Source organism: Parachlamydia sp. (genome assembly GCF_050255895.1).
GTDB lineage: Bacteria > Chlamydiota > Chlamydiia > Chlamydiales > Parachlamydiaceae > Parachlamydia > Parachlamydia acanthamoebae.
In genome coordinates this window covers 11343-32842 of record NZ_JBFWIR010000007.1, presented here as the reverse complement: position 1 = coordinate 32842, position 21500 = coordinate 11343, and the positions used below count along the sequence as shown (strand labels likewise).

Sequence of the window (21500 nt, the reverse complement as noted above, 5' to 3'; positions counted from 1 at the left end):
AGGGATGATTTAATTCTCATATTTACTTAAGAATCTTATCCCCATTTTTAACTTATTGTTTTTTTCATAAATGATTAACCATTTTTTTCGTAGTTCATTAATTTTCGAATTCAATTCTTCGGTTACTTCATTTTTCTTCAGCTGAGGAATAAAAATTTTAGAAAGGAGGAATTCCATAAATTCCTGATCTTCTTTTTCCTTGAATTTTATAAATTTTACATCTCTTATTAAACCACTTAAAATGTAGTCTAAGATGTCGCAATAAACATTTAAACAATTTAGAGAACCTAATTTTGAAATTTCATCAAAAAATTTCATAATACTGTGATAAAAATTACGGAACGCGATTCGATCGTATAATTTCTGATAAGTTCCATTAAACAAAGATTTAATCATTTCAGCACATAGATCAAAATCCTCTATGAGCTCTATTTCCTTTGAAGAGCCATTTTTTCTCAATTCAATGAAATAGCTTAAAAAAAGGACATAAACTTTATTCGTTTCGTACACTTCGAACGAGCTATGTTCTAATAATTCCATCAAATTTTTATATGAAAATAGAATTAATTCTCTTCCGAGTTGCTCTATTTTTTTATTCGGATGTTTAATGAAGTATCTTTGGATGGCCTTTAAAACATATAATCCTCTTTTCTGCATGTTTTCAGGGCAAGAAGCAAATAATTCAATAAACTCCTTTAACAATTCAGCTTCTACGACGAACTGACCTTCCACAGTATCTGGAATTATAGATTCTATTTCCCGACTTAAAATTTTTTGTCTCAATTTTTGATTGGAAGAAGGCAAGACTTTAATTAATTCTTTTAAATAAAAATCGACTTCTCTCAATTTAATCTTAAATGCTCTCGGAAGGAAAACATCTGTCGATTGATAATTTTGAAATAGGCAATCAAAAAAATTATCTACATATAAATGTGGTGAATTTTTCATATCCCTAATCATTACTTTTCCAATTTTTTTCAATAAAATATAGAACTGGCCCATCGCATTATCGAAAAAATGCCTTTGAGAAAAAGTACTTAAATAATAGAGACCAATTTGGATAAAATTGTTTCCATTTAACCTTTCTTCTAGAGAATCAATGATTGTATGGCTTAGTTTAATAAAAAAATCTTTTCTCTCTTCGTGCCCATTTAAGCATAAAAATATTGTTTGTATTTTTAATGTATAATAATTAATCAGATCCATATAAGAATTTTCATGGCGTACATTCAACATAGAAGTTAAAGATTCAAAATATATATTTCGATCTTTTAAGAAAGTCTTGTGGTGAGTATCAAAAAATCTCAGTCCATCCACACCATAATCATTGATCATTCGATTTAAGATTTTCTTTGCGATGCAAGCTTGTTGCCATTCAGAAATCTTCGAACATTTTGGCCATTTATCGTATACCCACAGAAACAATTCGTGGTAGAGATTCTCATCATCGACAAAAAGGCCCGCCATGACGGCATCACCAAGAATAACATCCATTCCATCAGAATGAACCTGTTTATTTATGATACATGCTTTTGAATAGATAAATTTTGTGAGATGCCTAATGAATTGCTTACAATGCGATCTCTTTTTTTCTTCCTTAGGAATCAGATAATATATTTTGGTGAATTCGCTTAAACAGATTTTGAAAGTCTTTAAAAAATCGGGATTTTCGCACTTTTCGGAAAAATTAAAATCAAACATCACTTCCATAAAAGCAAGATATCTCTCAATAAAAATAGGATCTTTTGTGGAAGGGGCCTCATTTCCCAGTATGGGAAACAACTGCTGATAAATTAAACGAGGAGACGTGAATGTCGAGTTTTCGGGAATTTTCCCCCAAATTTTAGGGATAGGCTTCTCTGTTAGGTATAGGGTTAAAAAGGCATGAAAAAGAATGTAATTTTTATTATTCAAATCCATGCTAAAGATCATTTCTGAAATTTTTAGCAAACAAAGTTGGCGCTCTTGTGGAAAAGATTGATACCTCTCAAAATTGTCATAAAAAAGACGCGCTGCATTAAGCTTCGCTCCCCCGGTATCACTAGCCAAAAGCTTTGTACTAAGCCATTTCACATAAAGCAAATTTATTTCAGCTCGAGTCAAAAAATGTTCCAAATTTTTTTCTTCGAGAATTTCCAGATTTTTTTTAAGTACTTCAGATTCCTTAACAGACATCTGTTGAATAAGCAAAAGATAAAAGTCTTGAGGGATTTCATTACTTTGACCGCTAATGAATCTTAGGATTAAGCAGCTTAATTCATATTCTACGTGGATATTTTGATTCGAGGCCATTGTCTCAATGACTCGATTCAATAAATGTGGACTTGTGAGCTTTTGATACACATTCAACAATTTGATAATTTCTTGTCTCAGATTGTTTTCTTCGGGCTGACATCGTTTGATCAATGCGATGAAAAATTTTTCTGCAATCTGATTTTCTCCATCCAAAAGACGTTCCTTAAGGGCTTTGCATCCAAGCAAAGCCATGTTTTGCGAAATGTGGTGCACTAAAAATTCTATTATCTTGGAATCTGCTAATTCAAACGACAGACGATCTTCTTTTTTTATTTTTCGATATAACTTTTGATATCCTTGTATTAGGTTGTGTGCAATCTCTGCATCCATCTGGTCTAGCAAAGAAATCACCCCATTAAAGATTTGGTTGTAAAAAGCAATTCTCTCAACACGAAGCTGCACATTTTCAAAAAAAGTAAAAATCGCGACATTTTCCATCCACTGTTCATAGGTAAAAAATGGAAGCATCCTCATCAAACACTCAGCCTTCTCCTGAAGAGTTGCCGGAAATTGTTTGTTGTTGATCACTTTTTTTACAAAAAGATGATAAAAAGACTCGTTGGCATCTTTCGATTTGAATTGCAGAATTTTTTCAGAAAAAACGATCCAATCTTTAATTTCTTCTATTTTGCCATGTTCAACAATGGATAAAAATGAAGCAAAATTTACATTTAAAGGAAAATTAAGCAACAATGCCTTTGCAACATCTTTAAGCTCAATACTCACTTTTTTCCCATGCTGCTGGATCAGATGAAATATGGAATGATATCTTCCCTGTGCGATCAATGCTTTGGCAAAAGCAAGCCAGTCAACATTTTTTTGATACAAGTTTTCCAAAAGTTCATTTTCCTGTGAAGACTCAATGAAACCACTTAATCGCACGCATAATTCAAGCTGAGAAGGGGATAAATGGGATAGTGTAGAGGTTAATTTTTGGGCCCAATAAAAAGCTGCAGGCTTTGAGAAAAAGGCCCAAATGAGTTTTTCAAATAGTACAATAGTCTTTTCATTGTGAATGCGATCTACTTTAAAATAGGCTTTACATAGATCATGAATCCCCTGAATAACTTGTAAATGAGGGGCATCCTTCAAGACTTCCAAAGCAAAAAGTTCGAGTTCCTCTTGAGATACTTCTAAACAGTTGTTGTGGAGACACAATTGGATTAACGCAAAGAAGGTTTCAGGTTGTGCCTTTACATAGCTACAGCGCAATAACTGGATAAGATCGTTCTCTATATACCTTTTTAAAGCCGGAGGAAGCTTTGTAAATTTTTGTAATAAATTTAAACAAAAGGAGGCGGATTCAGCATAAGAAGGATCATCTAACGTTTCTTTCATCAAAGTGATCAATAAATTTTGCAAAGGTAAGGAGAACTGCTCGAGCATTAAATCGGCCGAAAAACTTTTTACCAAATCCAGCAAGCAATTGACTTTGAAATCCTTCTCAAAATGATTGACAAAAGTTTCATGCGCAATCATTTTCTGAATCCCCTCAAGATACCTGAATCCATGTGTAGAAATGATTTCCTGAATTAAAGCATTTGTTAAATCTTGGAAAAAGTCTTGGCCATCGCACGGATTACCATTTAAAATCTGATTCACAATCACTAGACTTTCATCAATATTTTTAATCTTAATCTCATAGGCTAGAGCATTCAATAAAATCTGTATCTTCTCGTTTGGTAATAAATGAGGCAAGTATGCCGATGGAACTTTTCGAACGATCCCAATCCCACCTTGTTGTTGAATATGCACAAGTACAAGCTGATGAATTCTTTCATCCTTCGCATGAGATGTGCAGACATAGTTGAGAATTTTTGGAAATTCTTCAGAAGATGGGGTTTCCTTTTCAGCAAGATATTCTGCAAGTAATAGCGCATTTTTTAGATTGCTTTCTTTGTCTTGCCAAACCTTATATTGCTTGCCATCGTTCCAAAAAGCGAGTCCAAGCTCTTTAAATTGTTCTTGGGATAGGATATGTCCTAAACAATCTCTCCATAGTGCCATTACATCGGGATGATCTTTTTCGAGAATATTTTTCTCTGTCAGATTTAATAACAATTCACGTGCATAGGCCAGATTTTTAGACGAAATTAGACGCTGCATCACCTTCATAAATAGTTCGACACATTGCCTTCTGAGTTCGAGATTTTCACTCGTGTAATGTGCTTTTCCAGATTCCAGAAATTTCATCAAATCTTTTATTTCACACTGCTTATCTTGTAAAACTTTAAGCCCTAACTTAATAAAAAAAAGGGTGCGCTTTTCTTGATTTTTGACAGGCGTCTCCATCAATTGGCTGAACATGTGCAGTGTCGTTTGAAGACTTATCGATGATAGATGATAGATCAACTTCATCGAAAAATTTTCGTTCTCCATTAGTTTGGGAGCTTTTTCCCAAATATTCCTCGTCAATTCAGCTGCAATGGTAGATTTTGTCCCTATGAGAGCTTGGATCCAGGCTGGAATCGTTTTACGACCTTCTGTTTTTAACGCTTTAAAGTTCCCAAACATTTTTGCGCTCCATGCATTCCAAGGCGAAACCTGATTTAATAAGGCTTCTAAGTGTTCGATAAGGAGATCGTTGTGCTCATCAGTATCAAATACAAAAGGAAAATACTTCAAGAGTTTAAGAACATTAACCTGAGAGACTTGGCTTGTTTGCATAGCCACTAAAAGCTTATAGCTGAGTTTGCTGACAAATGGATTATGACCAAATCCATTTTTTCGAATCTCACTTTGCAACGGATCTAAAAATTCAATAAGCTGCCTTGGATAGGGAGAAAGCTGCGATCCAACGTTTTCTGAATAAGCATTCAGGGGTGAATAAGCACGTAGCAATTGATTAAAATACTCCTGCAACTGTTCATTTTTGGATAAATCTAAACAGATGCGATATCCGACAAGAGGGTCAAAAGGAATGAAAACCGAAAGACTATCTTCTAGAATTTTGACAGAAGGTTTTTCTTCAAACTTTGTTAAAAAAATGCAGAGATTATCATGTCGCAGTGTTGGATTTTTTACTCCAAAACTCAAGGTGGCAAAGCATGCCTGGATATGCATGACATCTAGGAACGATAATTGGTATTGGAGGACTCCTTCTTTTATCAGTGCGAATGGGGAATAGGGATTATTGAAAGCAATGCTATCGACTAAAGATAGAAAAAGAGCATGAATTTTTGTCGCAGGAAAAAATTTTCTCAGACACAGGCAGGCATTGCATGCCATGGTGAAAGTCATTTTTTGGTCATTCGGGTGATGCTCTTTCAAATAATTGATGAGCTTCGTTCTTACCCCATCCAAAACTGTTTCAGTGCCATGCTCCATTAATTTTAAACTTAATGCATCGATGAGGCTTTCAGCTTTCCCTTCCTCCAACTCATAAAAACGTCTTTCTTGCGATATGAGTGCGATGAGCATGGGCCACATTTGTTCATTTAAATCTTCCGCTTTGCCATGTACGATGCGAGTGATGAAATCGACAATTCCTTGCGAAGCATTTTCATAACCATTGCCACTCTCTAATGGTGCTCCCACAGGATAAAAGATCTTTTCTTGTGAGGAGGAAAGATGTGGATTGAGCACAATGCAAAGCTCTTTTTCAGGAACGCATCGATCTCTTTTAAAGGAAAAAACCAGTTCACAGACTTGAGCTTTCTTAGTTGAATTTTGAAATTGATTTTTCCATGAAACGAGAGTAAAGTTTGGCTGAATTTTTCTATTTTCTAAACCAGCGTGCCGAATTGTTGCATAGTCGGATGCTTCAATCTTCGCCAAAAGGTGAATGGTTTCATCCACCATGCATTTTAAAGAACCTTCTTGCGGATTTTCCAATAAAATGAAGTAATCTTCATCTCTTGTTTCACGAGATAATTCCTTGAGAATTCCTACATCTAATTCTTCCAGCTGACCATCTGAAATCATTCTCAGAAAAAGTGCAAAATACTCTTTTCCAAGAACCATTTTTTTTACCCCACTTCCGACATAGCAAGCCATGGCTGATTGTGCATAATGCTGAGCATTGCTACACAAAGTTTTAAGCAATTCCCCCATTTGAAATGGACCGCATCTAAACATCCGATTTTCTATTAAACTTCGACGTATTTCCTGTACCTTCTTTTCTTCCAACGCAGGTGGGTTCTCAAACGTTTCATAGAACTTTGGAGTTAAAACACCTCTGGTATCCATGTATCCCAATTCAATAAAAACCTTTACGCGTTGATCAAGTGGATCTTCTGAAGGAATAAAAGGTGGAATTTCTATTGAAAAACGAGATGAAATAGCGAAATGCGCAGGCTCTGATGCCTCACTTTGCTCCACAGAATCCACATTTGAAATAGTTCGAATATTAAATGAAGTAGGAGAAAACATAAAAAAATACCTTTTGCAAATCGGCTTCTCAATGGGCACAAGACTATCTGTTTAAACTTTTATTTCTCGGCAGTAAAAAACTTTTCAAGTTTAAACAATATATACTAAAACCTATTTTCAACAAAAAGGATAATAAAAAAATTAAACAATAAAAAACCCTGAACCTGTGCTAATCAAGTTCAGGGTAAAAATATAGTTATTATTTATTATTATATAATTAAGTTATTTTTTTTCTTTCTTAAGGTATTTTTTATCTTGTAATATTGCTCGTGCTGTTAGCTTAACAGTTTCGAGTCCTCCACTAAATCCCAATTGACGCATCATAACATCCAGATGAAGAACTTCTTGATGGAGAGCTTCATTGACAGCTTCAAGATAGGCGATTTTTTTCAAAATCTCTGATATAGTCATCAATTCCTCCCGCTAAAGAGCTTAAGATTGTACATAGATGTTATGAACAGCTTCGATATAATCATCCAATTATTAATACGACATAAAGAATGAATGAGAATTTGATTAATTTTATGCTTAAGGACTTTCCTTTTCTTTGTTTTCGTCATTTGGGTGAGCAAGCATCTCCCCCCCTATCCATTTAGCGGATTCCACACCTTTTGGAAATCCCACTTTACGGAGCAATTCATCTAAATCGCACACCTCGGTTGTTAGTTGGTCATTAACAAATTCGAGATAGGCAAGTCTTTTTAATAATTCTTCTTTAGTCTTCATGATGCCTCCGTACGAGATTCAATTTTATAATTGCGAATATGATGCCAACATTTCTCAAATTCAAGTAAACGTCTTTTTATTTCTAGCCCACATGAAAACCCTCCTAAAGCTGCTTTCGAAGCGATTACTCGGTGACAAGGAATCAAAAGAGGAAAATTATTCCTCGCGCACGCTGTGCCTACAGCCCTTGCAGCTCCTTTAGAACCAACAGCTTCGGCAACATCCCCGTAGGATGCTAATTGTCCTATAGAAAGAGTGGTTAAATATTCCCAGACTTTGCGATGAAAAGCAGAAATCTTTGGAGAAAAGTATAATGCGGGTAACGTGCCCGGGAGACGATCTAAATAATTTTTCATCCATGTATGGATTTGCTTTTGAACTTGTTTATTTCGAGCAGAATCACCATAAAGATACCACTCCAAGCCTTCACCGTTACCTAAGGTCATGTATATGTGGTGGATGCGGTTTTCGACGAGCTCGAAATGAACCCCAATAGCAGGTCCATGTGACTTTTTAGTGGTTTCAAAGAGAGGCATTTTCATACTTGACCTCAGAAGATAAATTAGGAATGATGGATGTTTATAAAATCCTAACAAGCGAGAAGCCATGATCAAGCAATTTTCAGACTACTTCTGGGACCAGGGAATTCCTATAGGACGTTATCCGATTGGGGAAGCTGAATCGACGAGAATAAGCTATAAAATTGTGATGGATCCTTACCGAAAGCATATTTCTGTGGAAAAGTATAAGGGGGTTCAATTTATTTCCACAATCTATGATTCTTTGTTTTTAGATTTTCGGCATTTAAAACGGGGAGAGCAACACTCCTGGCAAAAAATTCCGATCGAAGAAACACCTACTCAAACAACATGCTTGATTCGGAACCAAGACGATCGAATCGTTTACAAAGAAGTGCATTCTTTTGTTGGACACCGCTGCAAACAGTGTGAAGTGTTTTCTGCTCAGGACATTAAACTTTCAACCCAACAAGTATTATATACGGAACTCGGTGATGCTTTTAATGGAGTGATTTTATTTGATACTGAAGGAAAGGCTGTTTTGCTAAAAAAATATGCAATCAATGAAGAGAATGGCGAATTTAGTGAAATGCTACAAGAAGAATGGGACATGGAAAATTTTTCATTTGCAAAGAAAAAATAAGAGCACACATAGCGTGTGCTCTTGCCAGCAACTAGCGGATTTTTGGATTCGCTAGTAAGTCATAACTGATTTTACTGACTGGCTTGCCTTGGTAATACCATTCTGTCTTCGAGTTATCTCCCAAATAGAGCGCACATGGCCCGTGTTTGAGATCTTCTTGCCAAGAAATTTCTTCGACAATTTCTTTACCATTACGATAGTGTCGTTCTAAACCATTCTTTTTTCCTTCGACATAGACTATCTCAGAAACTTTTTCCCCATTTTGGTAAGTGGTCATTACACCATGTAGATTCCCATTTGACCAATCCTCTACAGTATGCGGTTCCCCACCAGGGTAAAATGTTTTGCGCACCCCTTGAATTTGATCATTGACATATGGAATCACTTCTTTTGGTGCTCCATTTGGATAAGCCGTTGTTCTAAGAACGAGGCGTCCATGATCAATAGTATCTGTAGCTGTCAGTATTCCATAAGGATCACGTGAAATACGTGTTCCATTTCCATTATCCACCACAGATTCGACTTGATTAGAAGGTGTAAAGTATTCAGCTTCAATGAGAAGGGCATCTACATACTTTTCACGGAATCGCGGGGATCCACTTTCATACCAAACAGTGACATTTTCTGTTGTAGCAGAGGGATATTGCACTTCACGCATTGGGATACCTGAAGAGTAATAGGTTAAGTCAGATTTTAGCTGACCGTGCTCATAGCTTTCCATTTTTTCAACGGTATCACCATAAGGAAACGTATAAGTTGTTTCGCCATGTAATTCCCCATCCACATAATTCTTTGCAACTACGACACCATTTTTAAGTGTGGAAACAACTTTACCATTTTCCCCTCGTGAAGTCCAGTCTTGCTGAGGAACAGTTACCCCGTATTTATGGACATATTTACAATCTACAATTTCTTCCCCATTAATACAGGCTGGTTTCTTTGCACATCCCGTAGCAAGCACTGTCGCTCCTATTAATCCTACAATCCATACAAACCGCATAGTCAAACTCCGTCAATTATCTCATTTTATAATGCTTTGGCAGAACTGATTTGTTCTGTTACATATCCCATAATCCGCGCATGATCCGCATCTACTTTCTCCTGTGCAACAGTTCTTTTTGCATCGCGGTAAGTAAATCGAAACGTGACGTTTTTACAATCTTTGCCCAATTTATCGCTGGTGTATACGTCGAGCAGGACAACCTCCTCCAAAAGATTCGAACGTACAGCGTGGATCCAATCAAAAACGTTTTGAATAGGTATACTATTTTTTAAAGTTAATGTCCAGTCTCGTTCTGAAGATGGGTAGATTGGAACCTCACGCATACGCGGCTCTTCTTGGCGAACACCCATTAGATCGAGCAAATTAAACTCTGCGAAAAAAATACGTTGGCCCACATCTAATTTCCGACAGATCGCAGGATGCACTTCACCAAGTGATCCAATTTTTAACGCTCCGACTTGCACAGAAGCACGCCTACCCGGATGAAAAATCTCAAGGTCACTTTTTTCAAATGTGCATGCTGGAATACGCAATTCGTGTAAAAACGTTTCGATGATGCCTTTCAGATCAAAAAAGTCGACGTCTTCAGGCTTCTGATTCCAATGGTGCGGTCGGCTTTTTCCAGTCAAAACAATGGCAACAACAGGATCTTCGATGTATCTGCTACCCTCTTTAAAATGCACACGACCGACTTCAAATCCACTGATATGTCGATTTTGCCTATCCCAATTGTGTTTAATGAGCTGTAGAATCCCTGGCAATAGAGATGTTCGCAAAACTGACTGTTCAATGGAAGTTGGATTAACGACCTTCACCTGCGTAGCTTCATCCATCAGGGAATCTCCAACCAATTGCAGCAAGCTAGGCCCAATTAAATCGCATGTCAAAAATTCTTGCAGTCCTGCCGCGATTAATTGCCCTCTAACTTCTCGTTCAAAATGAAAAATGGGGGCATCTGGGATAGTGGAGCCATGATAACGGGGAGCCCGTTTTTCAATATTATCATATCCATAAATCCGAGCCACTTCTTCAATCAAATCCACTTCTAACGAAATGTCATTCCGATAAGTGGGGACTTGCACGGAAAAAAGATCCTGACCATCGTATTGAACAGAGAATCCCAATTTTTGAAAGATCGATTCCACTTCACTAGCACTGATATGAATTCCTAAAAGACTATTGATGCGAGAGAGTCTACATGTCACCGTTTTAGGAAAAAATTCATGGGATTTCACATCCAAAATTCCCTGTGCAATCACACCACCTGCTAGCTGCTGGATGAGTTCCGCAGCTCGATCTAAAGAAGCCAATACTTGAGTAGGATCCACGCCTCTTTCAAATCGTTTAGAAGCATCTGTCAGCAGACCCAAAGATTTGCTCGTTTTTCGGATATTGCGTGAATCAAAGTAAGCCGCTTCAAGCAAAATTGTGTGTGTTTGATCGCTCACTTCGGAGTTTTGCCCCCCCATAATGCCTGCAATTGCAATGGGCTTCTCTCGATCGCAAATTAAAAGAGCTTGTTTGGGAAGCTCTCGTTCTTTTCCATCCAGCGTCACCATTTTTTCTTGCTCATGCGCCGTTCTAACGATGATTTCAGCTCCTTTTACCAAACTAAAATCAAAGGCATGCAAAGGATGTCCCATTTCTAATAAAACATAATTTGTCACATCCACAACATTATTGATAGGTCGGATGCCACATTGCAACAGCCTCTTTTGCATCCAATCTGGAGATGGCCCAATCTTCACCCCTTCAATAAAGCGGCAAGCATAGCGTGAGCAAAGCAAAGGTTCTGTGACTGTCACTTTCACTTGGTCTTGAATGGGTTTTTCCGTTTCTTTAAGTTGTACATTGGGATAGATAACGGGAAATCCGGTTGTCGCAGAAAGCTCACGAGAAACACCTAATACGCTAGAACAATGGGACAGGTTGGGTGTCAAAGAAATTTCAAAAATGGTATCTCCATAAATGGAAGCAAGATCAGCCCCTTCTTGAAAATGATCCGCAAATTCTAAAATTCCATCATGTTCATCGGATAAATTTAATTCAGACGCCGAGCATAACATTCCAAAAGATTCCACACCGCGAATCTTGGATGCCTTAATTTTAAAAGTCTTTCCCTCTTTGTCTTCAATGGTTGCCCCTACCATTGCAAAAGCTGTTTTGATTCCTGGACGGCAGTTAGGTGCACCACAGACGACTTGATACTCTTCGAGACCATCTGTTACAACAGCTACGCAAAGTTTATCTGCATTTGGATGTTTTTCTGTTTTTAGCACACGCCCGACAACAACTTTTTGAAATCCAGCCGAAATAGGTGTTACAGCATCGACTTCAAGCCCTGCGCTCGTGAGTTTTTTTTCAATTTGATGAGGAAGAAGGGTTAAATTAATCCATTCTTTTAGCCAAGATAAAGGAATTTTCATATTCTTCGAATAGTTATAATTGTGAGTAAAATTGATTACATATGTAGGATAATTAGCATACAGGATTTTGAATAGAATTCAAGAAAAGGAAAAACGAGCCTTCCGTAAAAAACTCGCTTTAGGGAGGGGTTATTGACAATCCCCTTCACGCACTAGTGTCGCAGAATTTAAAATTTTCTCCCAAATAGGGCGCTGCTTTTCAACATCTTGTAACTTTTTTGTCGTATAGCGCAATACCCAGGTGGATTGAGGGGTTTTGATCAATCGAAACCATTCATGCTGGGACAAACCATCACGGCCCGAAATGCTCCATTCAAACAAAATATCATCTTCACTTTGCTTGAGCACCTGGCTTCTGACTTCCAAAGGGTTCACTTCTTTTTTTAACCCTTTCACAAAGTCTAAATAATAATCATATGCCGAAACCTTTATGGGAATCAATTTTTGGACAGTGACAAGTTCGCTCCAATCAGTGACAGTTTCATTTTTAAGCGTATATTCCGTAATCGAACCAATTTGATCATTGCTTTGAAAATCTTCTTTCCATTCTCGATCATCAAATGAAAACTTTAGTTGTTCACGACACTCTTTTGATTCAATAACAGAAGACGATATTAAAGTGAGGGCGATGAAAAAGGACAAAATCTTTAATGTGTGCATAAAATTTCCTTTATTTATGACAAGTTTAAGCAGGAATTTGCAAAATGATTATATGAATGCTAGAATTTAGTAGAAGAATATGTCAACTGATTAAAAAAAGAAATTTGATGCGAAGAGCAACGAAAAGCTATCCATCGCTCCTGCCTAGAGCCATTGCTTAATGTTGTACAACAAAACTAATTTTCGCATTCACGCGAAAATTAACCACTTTGTTATCTTTAACAATGCCCTCAATGTGCTGCACATTCACTTGCTTAATGTCCTCTACTGTTTTAGCTGCTTCTGCCACTGCAGATTTTACTGCATCATCAATTGATTTTCCTTCCGAGATAACCTCGATTACTTTGACAATAGACATACGACCTCCAAAAATTTAATGGATATTTTTCTCATTATTTACCGAACAAAAAACTGTTACTTTGAATCCACGGTATTTTCAAAAAGAAACCAAGTTCGACGCTCCGTTTCATCAATGAATACCTCTAGAATGCTCGAAGTGGCGACGTCGCCATTGTCTTCACAAACCTGATGGGCATCGCGCATTCTTTGAGCAAAATTTTTATTGTCATTGCATAGCTTTTGAAGCATGGATTGTGGCTCCACATATGCTTGATTATCGTCTTGAATCGTTTGCAATTGAGCAATGTGGCCAATAGAATGAATCGTCATTCCACCCAATTTGCGTACCCGCTCTGCTAAAACGTCTATCATGGCAAAAATCTGATCTGCTTGCTCATCAAATAGCAGGTGGTAATCACGAAAATGAGGCCCTGATAGATGCCAGTGAAAATTCTTGGTTTTGACATATAAGGCAAAAGAATCGGCGATTAACGGATTAATAACGAATGTAATAGCTGAGGCTGCTTTTGGTCCTAAAGTATTGGGAGTGGCAAGTTTAGCAGAAGCTTTGCTATTTTTCATAAAACCTCCTGATTGTTTTAAACCTTCTATATACAAAAAATATTTTAACGTGTGCAAAAAAAATCATTTCCCAAGAGTTTCTTTGCAACTAAGCAGTTTAACGCATATGATGATTTTTTTTATTTAATCGAGAGGAACATATGCGCGCGATTTTAGGACTCATTCTTTTGACATTTTTTCATTCCCCTTTACCTGCTTTTTTTGAAGGGAACGGAACATCTTATTTCATTGAAGATGTTCAAGTTAGTCTCAATGATGAACAGCACCATCATTTAACTTGGCATCCATTTGAAAATGCTACCTATTTTATTTTTGGAGGGAATACGCCTGATTTTTTCCCCGATTTCGACAGTCAAGAATCTGTCTTCATTGCGGAAACTCAAGTACCAGAATTTCTCGTTGAATATCCATTCCCCTTTTACAAGGTGACGGCATACGTCGATGCCCCTTTGGATTTTGAAGAAAAATTTGCACCCAGAAGCTTATCTGAAGAAGACCTAAAAAGCTTTGAATTACCTGAAGACCATAAGCTTAGAAAAAAATTAGATAAAATTTTCTCCAAAAATGGTGTACTTGCCTCTAACAACGCGTTAAAAAAAGCGGGATTTAGAAGGATGATCAAATGCAAAGCCGGTATGGTTGTTGCTAAACATCCAAAATTAGAGGGATATCGAATTAAAGCTTATACAGATAGCTATAATGGAGAAGAATGGCAGGCTTTTACACGCAGGATTAAGGGATCAAGACTTATCAGAAAAAGTATCGATGCCCACCAATTAAATCACTTATTAAATGTGCCTAAAAAATGGCTTTATGCGGTCCCTAAAGAGGCCGGATCTCCAAGAAAATATATTTTGATCGTCCAAGATATGGACACGCTTGGTTGGACACTTAATGCAAATTGGTTTGCACTTCACATGACAAAAGCTAAACTCAAAGCGTTGTATACGATCATTAAAGAAAATAAATTAATTGATTCTGTTTATCCTGATAATATTCCTTTTTCTTGGGACAAACGTTTAAATTTTGTTGATATTGAGCATTTTAATTCAACTAACCATCCTATCCAATATCGAAAGCTTCTTCCCTATTTGTCTCCAGAAATGCAAACTTATTGGAAAAGTTTAATTTCGCAGTAAACAAAGCTTGAATGAAAACGCTCTCTGTTTTAAAAAAACTTATATACCTGATTATAGGATTTCACCTCATTCATCAGGTTATAAGGGGGAGCTATGAAATTAGAGAAACCATCTGTTGTCACCACTTTGCAAATCGGGAAAATTCAAGATCGCATTCTTATTCCTGAAGCCATTCAATTTTTAACGGAATTACATAAGGAATTTAATGGGCGACGGAAACAACTTTTGCAAAAAAGAGTCGAAAGACAGAAGCAACTCAATCAGGGGATTCTGCCAACTTTTCTTCCGGAAACAGCGGCTATTCGAGATGATCTAACTTGGAACATTCCCCCACCACCTTCAGATTTGCAAAAAAGAGCCGTTGAAATCACAGGTCCTGTTGAACGCAAAATGATGATTAACGCCCTCAATTCTGGGGCTAATGTTTTCATGGCAGACTTTGAGGATGCTCTCTCTCCCACTTGGAAAAATGTGATCGAAGGGCAAAGCAACTTGATTGATGCTGTGAACCGTACCATTTCATTTATTTCACCTGAAAATAAATCATACGCTTTAAAAGATGAAATTGCCACCTTAATGGTTCGTCCCAGGGGATGGCATCTTAATGAAAAGCATTTTCAAATTGACGGAGAAGAAATTTCAGGCAGCTTATTTGATTTTGGTCTGTATTTCTTCCACAATGCGAGAAGACTCATTAGACAGGGATCCGGCCCCTACTTTTATCTTCCGAAACTTGAAAACCACGAAGAAGCACGCTTATGGAACGACGTTTTTCTCTTTGCTCAAGATTTCTTGAGTATCCCTCAGGGAACGATTCGTGCAACCGTATTAATCGAAAGCATTTTGGCTATTTTTGAGGCAGAAGAAATTTTATACGAACTCAGAGAACACTCTGCCGGTTTGAACGCGGGTCGTTGGGATTACATTTTTAGCATTATCAAAAAATTTCAAAAAAAAGAAGACCCCTTACTTCCGGATCGTTCCCAAATTACAATGGAAGTTCCTTTTATGCAGGCTTACACAAAAAGAATTGTGCAAATCTGCCATAAAAGAGACGCACATGCAATTGGAGGAATGGCTGCTTTTATTCCCAGCCGTGATAATCCTGAAGTTACTCACCAGGCTCTCGAAAAAATTAAAGAAGATAAATTGCGCGAATGCCATGGGGGATTTGATGGAACATGGGTCGCACATCCAGCTCTAGTTGCAATTGCTAAAGGAATTTTTGAGGAAATCTTAAAAGATCAGCCTCACCAAATTCAAAAAAAATTCCAGAGTTCAGAAGTCTCTGCCCATGATCTCTTAGATTTCAAAGTTCCTAACGGAAAAATTACAGAAAAAGGGGTTCGTCAAAACGTGCGTATTTCCCTGCTGTATATGGAATCTTGGTTAAACGGAGTCGGTGCCGCTGCACTTGACCATTTGATGGAAGATGCTGCCACAGCAGAAATTTCACGTGCACAGCTATGGCAATGGATCCATCACCATCCCGCGGCTCAACTTCCCGATGGGCGCACAGTTTCGGCTGAACTTTTGAAACAGTTTTTTGAGGAAGAGCAACAAAAAATCATTGCGGAAGCCAAAGATAAAAATCGACCGCATTTGACTGAGGCTAAAAAGATCTTGGAATCGATTGTGATGAAAAAAGCTTTTGTGGAATTTTTAACTTTAATTTCTTATGAACATCTCACTTGAGAAAAAAATATGCACCCACATCAAAATGCTGAAGATTTAGAACGTGATTGGAAGACCAATCCCCGCTGGAAAAATATTCAACGTCCCTATACCGCTCAAGAAGTCATCAAACTAAGAGGCTCCATTCATATTGATCGCCCTTTAGCAAGAATGGGAGCAGAAAAGCTTTGGAATCTCTTAGAAAAAGAACCGTTTGTCAGAGCTCTAGGGGCTTTAACGGGCAATCAAGCTCTACAACAAGTCCAGGCGGGATTAAAAGCAATATATGTGAGCGGTTGGCAAGTCGCGGCGGATGCCAATGATGCTGCTCAGGTTTATCCAGATTTAAGCCTCTATCCCCTTTTGAGTGTTCCGCATCTAATTAATCGCATTAACAATGCTTTTATTCGAGCCGATCAAATTCAGCACCTCGAAAATAATGGAAATCCAATCGATTGGTTTATTCCAATTGTCGCGGATGCCGAAGCGGGATTTGGAGGGCCGTTAAATGCATTTGAGCTAATTAAAGCCATGATCGAAGCCGGAGCTGCCGCTATTCACTTAGAAGATCAGTTGTCCTCTTTAAAAAAATGTGGCCATATGGGAGGAAAAGTCCTTGTCCCCGCTTCAATTGCCATTCAAAAACTTGTAACAGCCCGTTTTGCTGCAGATCTTTTAGGGATTCCCACTTTGATTATCGCCCGAACAGATGCAGAATCAGCTACGATGATTCGCTCCGATGCTGATGCCGTTGACCAACCGTTCTTAAAAGGACAGAGATCCAGCGAAGGTTATTATTATTTAAAAGAAGGCATACAATATGCTGTGGCGCGTGGCTGCGCTTTTGCTCCATACGCTGATTTAGTTTGGTGTGAAGTCAGCAAACCCGATCTCGGTGAAGCTCGCGAGTTTGCGGCAGGTATTCATGAAAAATTTCCAGGCAAATGGCTCGCTTATAATTGCTCACCCTCTTTCAACTGGCAAAAATATTTAGATGAGCATGCCGCCCGTGAATTCCAAGAAAAATTAGCGGAGCTTGGTTATAAATTCCAATTTGTGACACTTGCTGGATTCCATACCTTAAATGCAAGTATGTTTGAATTGGCTCATCAGTATAACAAAGAAGGAATGGGTGCATATGCCAAATTCCAAAAACACGAATTTGAAATGGAAAAAGAGCAAGGATATAAAGCCATCAAACACCAAAAATTCGTAGGCGCTGGTTACTTCGATGAAATCCTGCAAACGTTGTCAAGTGGCCAATCGAGTACCAGTTCTTTAAAAAATTCCACTGAAGAGCAGCAGTTTTCATAGGGATTTTTAGAAAAGGATAGAGGTGCAAAGACATCCTATAACGAGAATTTTGAACTTCGACTCATTTCATAAGTCGCATATCCCTCCGCTTAAATAAAGGAAGCTAATATCTCTTATTTTTTGCGGTTCGAAAAAACAAAGGCGAAAGAAAACATAAACAGAAAAAAAATCTGCGTATGTCAATAACCAACTCCTCCAAACATTTACTTAATTGTGATTCCTTCAGGATTTAATAGATAATCCGGAAGGTTTAGGGCTCAAATTGGAGTTCACATAATTTCTTCAGGGTGTTATACTTAATCCTCAATTCACTTTTTTTAAAAACATAACGGAGGTTAATATGGCTACTGAAAGAACTCTTTCTATTATCAAACCTGATGCGGTTGGAAACAATCATATTGGAGATATCATTGCACGTTTTGAAAAAGCGGGCATCCGTATTGTCGCTGCAAAAATGAAACATCTTTCTCAAGCTGATGCAGAAGGCTTTTATGCTGTACACAAAGAACGTCCTTTTTTCCGTGACCTAGTTTCTTTTATGACAACAGGTCCTGTATTGATCATGGTTCTAGAAGGTGATAACGCAATCCTTAAAAACCGTGAAATCATGGGTGCTACAGATCCTTCAAAAGCTGCACCAGGAACAATCCGAGCTGATTTTGCAAAGACAATTGATGAAAACGCTGTTCACGGATCTGATGGATCTGAAACTGCAGCTCAAGAGATTGCTTATTTCTTCAAACCAGAAGAAGTTTGTTCCCGTACACGTTAATTTGTTTTCGGCATGCTCCTCCTAATTGACAACTTGGATTCATTTACATACAACCTTGTTCATCTTTTTCAGGAATTAGGAGCATCCGTACATCTTTTGAGAAGCCCTTTTTTTTGCCTGGACACTTGCATCCGCTTAAAGCCCTCTCACATTGTGATTGGGCCAGGTCCAGGCAATCCTCAGAACTATCTTTATTTTGATTCACTCCTCACCCGTTTTTCTGGAAAAGTCCCCATTTTAGGCGTTTGTTTAGGACATCAGGGCATCGCTCAAGTATATGGTGGACAAGTCAAAAAAGCCTTAAAGCCCATTCATGGCAAAGCTAGCCTTATTCAGCATGCGCAAAAAGGTATTTTTCATGGCCTTCTTTCTCCATTCTCGGCTGTTCGCTATCATTCGCTAATTGTAGATCACGAACATTTTCCTACTTGCCTTGAAATTACGGCTCAATCTATTGATGGAGAAATTATGGGATTTAAACATCGCTCTTATCAAATCGAAGGAGTACAATTCCATCCAGAATCTATTCGATCTGAGCATGGAGCTCATCTTTTTCAAAATTTTTTAAACCAAACTTAAAGGAATGTTATGTATTCATATCTTTGTATTTTGCTTACTGTCATCAGTACTTCACTTTTTGCTCATCAACCTAACACAACCGAACAACAAACCCTTTCCATTATTAAACCTGATGCAGTGTCATCTAAACACATTGGCCACATTATTTCCCGCTTTGAAGACAATGGATTGCGCGTGGCAGCCGTAAAAATGACAAAACTCAGCAAAGAACAAGCTGGACAATTTTATGCGGTTCACAAAGAACGGCCTTTCTACACTGATTTGGTTGAATTTATGAGCTCTGGACCTGTCGTTATTCTCGTGCTAAAAGGTGAAGATGCTGTAGCGAAAAATCGTGCGCTTATGGGTGCAACAGATCCTTCTAAAGCAGAAAAAAATACATTGCGCGCAGATTTCGCTCAATCCGTAACAAAAAATGCTGTACACGGTTCTGACAGCGTCGAAAATGCCGAAAAAGAGATCACTTTTTTCTTTAACCCTTCTGAAATTTATTAATGCAAAAAAGGCTTCATGCAAAAGCATGAGGCCTTTTCTTGATCCATTTCACAACAAAACATCTTCTGAAAATAATTGACGATCCAATTGAGACGAAAAAAAAATTATTTATTTGACACATGTTAAAATAAAATGCTATATCCCACACCTAGCAAAACATGTCTTACACCTTCTAAAAAGATGCTTTTGTTTTTATATAGCAATTTAAGACATTACGGGGAGCCTAGAACGATTATAAAAATAATCTGAAAGCATGTTTTGAGCGGTTAAATGCAGTCAACATTTTTTGTAACATTAAGAATGCAACTAACAAAAGGAGGTTGCTATGAATGGTGTTAATAACGTTGGATTGAATTTTGGAAGTCTCTTGGATGGGCTCTTTCGTAGAGTCGATGATACGATTCACGAGGCAGTTAGGGAAACTAGAAATGCCGGAGTCGATTTAGAGATAGAAGCAGGAAGAGAAATTGGCATAGCCATTGAAAATACAAAAAATTTTTATCGAGATGAGCTCAATCATACAATCGAAAAAGTTAGCAATGCGGCAAAAAATGCATTTGACCACCTAGATAGTATGGTAGAAAGATTTCAGAAAAAAAATCTCGATGAACTTGATGACCTTAAACGACTTGCTAAACAACTCATGAATAGTTTGCCTTTTTCTTCAAAACAACCGCAGCTATTTAAGGTAAATCCTCGAAATCTCATCATTGATGATATTACCAAAACATCATTGGTCATTTTTAGCGGGAACTTTTATTATTCTTCAACTGAAGGATACACACCTAGCCTAGTTTTTGCAGACAAAAAATGTTATCTTGTCGATTCAAAGACGGACACTTTAACTTTTCAAGTTCCTCATAGGCCTTTTGAAAATCAAAACAAAGAAAATTATTCCTACATCACAGGAGAGTTAAACGTCCCTTGGAATAATGGTTACTGGGGTTGGCCCATTAAGGTAGAATCAAAATACCAAGTAGGGATAGGTGCTTTACCACAGGTCGCAGGAAGTTGCACTGTTGAATATGTGGCGCACGAAATGGAACGCCACATTCAAGGAAAATCTTCTCCAAATATATTTTATGATGGGAATAAATGGTATCCAGAACATTGGCACACAGAACAGTTAGTCATCTACCCCGACACAGATTGGCATATCGATGTTTCTCAACCGCCACACTTAGTTGCTGAGCATGTGCACGGTGATCACAATGAAAGTATTCTGTCTTATTCTCCTGACAAAATCGTTATCCGGGTCAATCTTTACTGCAAGAGTGGAAGCGATATTGGAAAGGTCAATGTTCGTGTTGAATTTAATCAATACCAGGATGTTCCTGTAGAAAAAAAACGTTTAGAAAATTTTGAGGTAAATTGGAAGGATTCCCGCTTACTCGAACCACATGGAAATGAGACAATTTCCAAAGTCATCTTTGAGGACTATAAAGGTATCCATCAAGAATATGGAGCCCCCGATCTTGATCGAGGCATTTTGAAAATTGAAGCTCAAGGAAATGGCAAATGGTTAGTATGGGCAGAAGCTCCGAAAGAATTGAGTCTACAATTATCGGAATTATCGACACAGTTGAGTGAACAAATCCAAACAGTCCATAGACTCAAACATTTGCTAACTTTAGGCAACATGTCCAAAGACTCCCATATGACTTTACACGGCTTATCCATGCAAAGTAAAGTAGAAGCGCTTTTAAAAGATGACGCTGCAAAAGTTCAAGGAAATACCGGAAAACGGCTGGAAGAATCGGAAAAAATGGAAGAACCGCAAGCTGATGTAAGTGAAGAAACTGGAACGAGTTTAGAAAACTCAAACACGACGATAACCCTCGAAAATCTTGAAGCAGCATACAGTTCATCTTGATCAGATCGATCTCTAACTTCATTCAAGGGGGAAAAGACTTCCCCCTTTTTGTTTTCTATAAACATCCGATTTTTCAGAGATAAAATGATTG

Annotated in this window: 17 protein-coding genes; 8 read left to right on the top strand and 9 right to left on the bottom strand. The window is 37.7% G+C overall.

The annotated features are described in order from the left end of the window. Positions 1 to 9: 9 nt before the first annotated feature. From AB7E63_RS02295 to AB7E63_RS02280, 4 genes are all read right to left on the bottom strand, one after another. Entirely contained in the window at positions 10 to 6666 is a 6657-nt protein-coding gene (locus AB7E63_RS02295; protein WP_428418587.1) for a hypothetical protein, read from the bottom strand. 222 nt (positions 6667 to 6888) lie between these two features. Next, positions 6889 to 7077 (bottom strand): hypothetical protein, encoded by a 189-nt coding sequence (locus AB7E63_RS02290; RefSeq protein WP_006341789.1) that lies wholly within the window; start codon positions 7075 to 7077, stop codon positions 6889 to 6891. A gap of 117 nt (positions 7078 to 7194) precedes the next feature. Beyond that, positions 7195 to 7392 carry a hypothetical protein gene (locus AB7E63_RS02285; RefSeq protein WP_006341790.1) on the bottom strand — a complete coding sequence of 66 codons (198 nt, stop codon included), beginning with the start codon at positions 7390 to 7392 and terminating at the stop codon, positions 7195 to 7197. Continuing rightward, a complete protein-coding gene (locus AB7E63_RS02280; RefSeq protein ID WP_428418584.1) occupies positions 7389 to 7934 on the bottom strand; it encodes a methylated-DNA--[protein]-cysteine S-methyltransferase in 546 nt (181 codons plus the stop codon). The genes AB7E63_RS02285 and AB7E63_RS02280 overlap by 4 nt, the downstream gene beginning before the upstream one ends. 64 nt (positions 7935 to 7998) lie before the next feature. Here AB7E63_RS02280 and AB7E63_RS02275 point away from each other — a divergent pair, with 64 nt between their 5' ends. Further along, on the top strand, positions 7999 to 8553 hold the full coding sequence (locus AB7E63_RS02275) for a hypothetical protein (protein ID WP_006341792.1): 555 nt from the start codon (positions 7999 to 8001) through the stop codon (positions 8551 to 8553). Between the two features lie 31 nt (positions 8554 to 8584). On the opposite strand, the gene AB7E63_RS02270 is transcribed toward AB7E63_RS02275, so the two are convergent. The 5 genes from AB7E63_RS02270 to AB7E63_RS02250 all read right to left on the bottom strand — a co-directional run bounded on the left by AB7E63_RS02270 (position 8585) and on the right by AB7E63_RS02250 (position 13563). Then, positions 8585 to 9553: a toxin-antitoxin system YwqK family antitoxin gene (locus tag AB7E63_RS02270; RefSeq protein WP_006341793.1), complete on the bottom strand. Its 969-nt coding sequence runs from the start codon at positions 9551 to 9553 to the stop codon at positions 8585 to 8587. A gap of 26 nt (positions 9554 to 9579) precedes the next feature. Then, positions 9580 to 11982 (bottom strand): phenylalanine--tRNA ligase subunit beta, encoded by a 2403-nt coding sequence (pheT, locus tag AB7E63_RS02265; RefSeq protein ID WP_006341794.1) that lies wholly within the window; start codon positions 11980 to 11982, stop codon positions 9580 to 9582. Between the two features lie 129 nt (positions 11983 to 12111). Continuing rightward, a complete protein-coding gene (locus AB7E63_RS02260) occupies positions 12112 to 12642 on the bottom strand; it encodes a hypothetical protein (protein ID WP_428418581.1) in 531 nt (176 codons plus the stop codon). 157 nt (positions 12643 to 12799) lie between these two features. After that, positions 12800 to 13000 carry a dodecin family protein gene (locus AB7E63_RS02255; protein ID WP_006341796.1) on the bottom strand — a complete coding sequence of 67 codons (201 nt, stop codon included), beginning with the start codon at positions 12998 to 13000 and terminating at the stop codon, positions 12800 to 12802. A 56-nt stretch (positions 13001 to 13056) separates the two neighbouring features. After that, positions 13057 to 13563 (bottom strand): Dps family protein, encoded by a 507-nt coding sequence (locus AB7E63_RS02250; RefSeq protein WP_059359430.1) that lies wholly within the window; start codon positions 13561 to 13563, stop codon positions 13057 to 13059. A gap of 140 nt (positions 13564 to 13703) precedes the next feature. Here AB7E63_RS02250 and AB7E63_RS02245 point away from each other — a divergent pair, with 140 nt between their 5' ends. The 7 genes from AB7E63_RS02245 to AB7E63_RS02215 all read left to right on the top strand — a co-directional run bounded on the left by AB7E63_RS02245 (position 13704) and on the right by AB7E63_RS02215 (position 21409). Further along, a complete protein-coding gene (locus AB7E63_RS02245) occupies positions 13704 to 14702 on the top strand; it encodes a hypothetical protein (RefSeq protein ID WP_006341798.1) in 999 nt (332 codons plus the stop codon). Positions 14703 to 14795: 93 nt separating this feature from the next. Beyond that, a complete protein-coding gene (gene aceB, locus AB7E63_RS02240; RefSeq protein ID WP_006341799.1) occupies positions 14796 to 16397 on the top strand; it encodes a malate synthase A in 1602 nt (533 codons plus the stop codon). Positions 16398 to 16406: 9 nt separating this feature from the next. Continuing rightward, entirely contained in the window at positions 16407 to 17690 is a 1284-nt protein-coding gene (gene aceA, locus AB7E63_RS02235) for an isocitrate lyase (RefSeq protein WP_428418578.1), read from the top strand. A 340-nt stretch (positions 17691 to 18030) separates the two neighbouring features. Continuing rightward, entirely contained in the window at positions 18031 to 18462 is a 432-nt protein-coding gene (ndk, locus tag AB7E63_RS02230; protein WP_006341801.1) for a nucleoside-diphosphate kinase, read from the top strand. A gap of 12 nt (positions 18463 to 18474) precedes the next feature. Beyond that, positions 18475 to 19041 carry an anthranilate synthase component II gene (locus tag AB7E63_RS02225; protein ID WP_006341802.1) on the top strand — a complete coding sequence of 189 codons (567 nt, stop codon included), beginning with the start codon at positions 18475 to 18477 and terminating at the stop codon, positions 19039 to 19041. Positions 19042 to 19050: 9 nt separating this feature from the next. After that, a complete protein-coding gene (gene ndk, locus AB7E63_RS02220; protein ID WP_006341803.1) occupies positions 19051 to 19536 on the top strand; it encodes a nucleoside-diphosphate kinase in 486 nt (161 codons plus the stop codon). 325 nt (positions 19537 to 19861) lie between these two features. Beyond that, complete coding sequence (locus tag AB7E63_RS02215) at positions 19862 to 21409, top strand: hypothetical protein (protein ID WP_006341804.1); 1548 nt, start codon at positions 19862 to 19864, stop codon at positions 21407 to 21409. Positions 21410 to 21500: the final 91 nt, after the last annotated feature.